The following is a 3,364-nucleotide window of genomic DNA, read 5'->3' on the forward strand; positions in this document are numbered from 1 at the left end:
GTACCCCCCCCCCCCCCCCCCCCCCCCCCCCCCCCCCCCCCCCCCCCCCCCCCCCCCGCGCCCCCCCCCCCCCCCCCCCCCCCCCCCCCCCACTTTGATTGTTACCGCCCCTACCGAGTTCCCCAACCCCCGACGACGCTACCAATTCGCTGGTCGCTGCGTTGCGCAGTGGTCTCTCCGAGCCGCTGGCCGACGCTGACGGGCAGGTCATCCTGCCGTCCGCCGTGCGTTATCACGCCGATCGCGTCGAGGTCGGCGAGTCGGCCAAGCTGGCCGCCGCTTCCGATCCCTTGAACACCGTGCTGTCGGTCAAGCGCTTGATGGGTCGCGGTCTGTCCGACGTCAAGCAACTGGGCGAGCAACTGCCATATCGCTTTGTCGGCGGCGAATCGCACATGCCGTTCATCGATACCGTACAAGGCCCGAAGAGTCCTGTTGAGGTCTCTGCCGATATTCTCAAGGTACTGCGTCAGCGTGCTGAGGCGACCTTGGGTGGCGAGTTGGTCGGTGCGGTGATCACCGTGCCAGCGTATTTCGATGATGCTCAGCGTCAGGCCACCAAGGATGCGGCGAAACTCGCCGGCCTCAATGTGCTGCGCCTGCTCAATGAGCCAACCGCAGCCGCTGTGGCTTACGGTCTGGATCAGCACGCCGAGGGCCTGGTCGCGATTTATGACTTGGGCGGCGGCACCTTCGATATTTCCATTTTGCGTCTGACCGGCGGTGTTTTCGAAGTCCTGGCCACCGGCGGCGACAGTGCGCTGGGCGGTGACGACTTCGATCACGCGATTGCCGGCTGGATCATCGAGAGTGCGGGTTTGTCCGCTGATCTCGATCCGGGCGCGCAACGTAATCTGCTGCAAACTGCTTGCGCAGCCAAAGAAGCCCTGACCGATGCGGCCAGCGTTGAAGTTGCCTACGGTGACTGGAAAGCGCTGCTGACCCGCGAAGCTTTCGATGCGCTGATCGAGCCGATGGTCGCTCGCAGCCTGAAAGCCTGCCGCCGTGCGGTTCGCGATTCCGGCATTGAGCTGGATGACGTACACGCCGTGGTCATGGTTGGCGGTTCGACCCGCGTTCCGCGCGTGCGTGAAGCCGTCGCCGAAGCGTTCGGTCGTCAGCCGTTGACTGAAATCGACCCGGATCAAGTGGTGGCCATTGGTGCTGCGATCCAGGCCGACACCCTGGCTGGCAACAAGCGCGATGGCGGCGAACTGCTGCTGCTCGACGTGATTCCGCTGTCCCTGGGGCTGGAAACCATGGGTGGCTTGATGGAGAAGGTAATCCCGCGCAACACCACCATCCCCGTCGCACGTGCCCAGGATTTCACCACTTATAAAGACGGCCAGTCGGCCATGGCGATCCATGTGCTGCAGGGTGAGCGTGAGCTGATCAGCGACTGCCGCTCCTTGGCGCGCTTCGAATTGCGCGGCATTCCGGCGATGGTGGCCGGTGCGGCGAAGATTCGCGTGACCTTCCAGGTCGATGCCGACGGACTGCTCAGCGTTTCTGCCCGTGAACTGGGGGCGGGCGTTGAAGCGAGCATTCAGGTCAAGCCGTCCTACGGTCTGACCGACGGCGAAATCGCCAAGATGCTCAAGGATTCGTTCCAGCACGCCAATGACGATAAGGTCGCCCGCGTTCTGCGCGAGCAGCAGGTGGATGCCCAGCGCCTGATCGAGGCGGTGCAGGGCGCTCTCGAGGTGGATGGCGAGCGTTTGCTCGACGCCGAAGAGCGCATGGTCATCGACCTGCAGGTGCAGGAACTGGCCGAACTGATGAAAGGTACTGATGGTTACGCCATCGAGCAGCAGACCAAGCGTCTGTCGCAAGTGACCGATGCTTTTGCTGCTCGCCGGATGGATTTGACGGTGAAAGCCGCTCTGTCGGGGCGCAACCTGAATGAAATCGAGGATATCTGATGCCGCAGGTCATTTTTCTGCCCCACGAGAAGTTCTGCCCTGAAGGCATGGTGGTCGAGGCTGCGCCCGGCACATCGATTCTCGAACTGGCCCATGAAAACCATATCGAGATGGAAAGCGCCTGCGGCGGCGTCTGCGCCTGCACCACTTGCCACTGCATCATCCGCGAGGGTTTTGACTCGATGGAAGAGGCTGATGAGCTGGAAGAGGACTTCCTGGATCGTGCCTGGGGCCTGGAAGCGCAGTCGCGCCTTGCCTGTCAGGCTATCGTGGGTGAAGAAGACATCACCGTCGAGATTCCGAAATATTCGCTTAACCATGCGGCCGAAGCGCCGCACTGACTGGTAAGACTGTCATGAGCTACGGTTGGAATGATGTTCAACGCATTGCAGAAGAATTGGCCGAAGCCAAGCCGGATGTAGATCCGCTTTCTGTGAATTTCGTCGACCTGCAGCGATGGATCAAGGAACTGCCTGACTTCGACGACACCTCTGGCCGCGTCGGCGAGAAGGTGTTGGAAGCGGTTCAGGCGCTCTGGATCGAAGAAGTAGACTGATCGTCCTCGCAGGTTAGGCAATACCCAAGAACCCGCGTATAATTCGCGGGTTTAATTTTTCGCAAATTACCGTTTCTGGAGTTACACCATGGCTGTTCAACGTACTTTCTCCATCATCAAGCCTGACGCTGTTGCAAAAAACGTCATCGGCGAGATCACCACTCGTTTCGAAAAAGCAGGCCTGCGCGTTGTAGCTTCGAAACTGAAGCAACTGTCCAAAGCCGAAGCTGAAGGCTTCTACGCTGAGCACAGCGCTCGTGGTTTCTTCGGCGACCTGGTTGCTTTCATGATCTCCGGCCCGGTTGTTGTTCAGGTTCTGGAAGGCGAAAACGCTATCGCTCTGAACCGTGAGCTGATGGGCGCTACCAACCCGAAAGAAGCTGCTGCCGGTACCATCCGCGCTGACTTCGCTGATTCCATCGACGCCAACGCTGTTCACGGTTCGGACTCCGAAGCTGCAGCTGCTCGTGAAATCTCGTACTTCTTCGCAGCTACTGAAGTAACCACTCGCTAAGCATTGGCTTAAGAGTGAAGGTGAATCCATGACTACATCGACTGTAAAAACCAACCTGCTGGGTCTGACTCAACAGGAAATGGAAAAATTCTTCGACTCAATCGGGGAGAAGCGTTTCCGTGCCGGTCAGGTAATGAAATGGATTCACCACTTTGGCGTCGATGATTTCGACGCCATGACGAACGTCAGCAAGGCCTTGCGCGACAAGCTCAAGGCAATTGCTGAAGTCCGTGGTCCTGAAGTGGTCAGCGAGGACATTTCCAGCGACGGCACCCGTAAGTGGGTGGTGGGGGGGGGGGGGGGGGGGGGGGGGGGGGGGGGGGGGGGGGGGGGGGGGGGGGGGGGGGGGGGGGGGGGGGGGGCGGGGGGCAC

At 60.6% G+C, this 3,364-nt stretch carries 4 protein-coding genes and 1 pseudogene (1 of these 5 only partly in view); all 5 read left to right on the forward strand.

Translation table 11 applies throughout. The annotated features are described in order from the left end of the window. The first annotated feature begins 98 nt into the window (after positions 1-98). Complete coding sequence (gene hscA, locus ACIOU6_RS25430; RefSeq protein ID WP_401139294.1) at positions 99-1,922, forward strand: Fe-S protein assembly chaperone HscA; 1,824 nt, start codon at positions 99-101, stop codon at positions 1,920-1,922. After that, on the forward strand, positions 1,922-2,263 hold the full coding sequence (fdx, locus tag ACIOU6_RS25435) for an ISC system 2Fe-2S type ferredoxin (protein WP_401139296.1): 342 nt from the start codon (positions 1,922-1,924) through the stop codon (positions 2,261-2,263). The genes hscA and fdx overlap by 1 nt, the downstream gene beginning before the upstream one ends. A 14-nt stretch (positions 2,264-2,277) precedes the next feature. Continuing rightward, positions 2,278-2,478, forward strand: a complete 201-nt coding sequence (gene iscX / locus ACIOU6_RS25440) for a Fe-S cluster assembly protein IscX (protein ID WP_095190531.1) — start codon at positions 2,278-2,280, stop codon at positions 2,476-2,478. An 88-nt stretch (positions 2,479-2,566) separates the two neighbouring features. Next, entirely contained in the window at positions 2,567-2,992 is a 426-nt protein-coding gene (gene ndk / locus ACIOU6_RS25445; RefSeq protein WP_007916882.1) for a nucleoside-diphosphate kinase, read from the forward strand. A 28-nt stretch (positions 2,993-3,020) separates the two neighbouring features. Then, a pseudogene (locus ACIOU6_RS25450) lies at positions 3,021-3,364 on the forward strand (radical SAM protein) (its annotated part continues 386 nt past the right edge of the window); the annotation flags it as partial.

Source organism: Pseudomonas sp. NPDC087615 (assembly GCF_044743445.1).
GTDB classification, from domain to species: domain Bacteria; phylum Pseudomonadota; class Gammaproteobacteria; order Pseudomonadales; family Pseudomonadaceae; genus Aquipseudomonas; species Aquipseudomonas baetica_A.

Excerpts from the sequence above, each read along its gene's own strand:
- iscX (WP_095190531.1), top strand. The coding sequence starts at position 2,278 with ATGAGCTACGGTTGGAATGATGTTCAACGCATTGCAGAAGAATTGGCC.
- ndk (WP_007916882.1), top strand. The coding sequence starts at position 2,567 with ATGGCTGTTCAACGTACTTTCTCCATCATCAAGCCTGACGCTGTTGCA.
- fdx (WP_401139296.1), top strand. The coding sequence starts at position 1,922 with ATGCCGCAGGTCATTTTTCTGCCCCACGAGAAGTTCTGCCCTGAAGGC.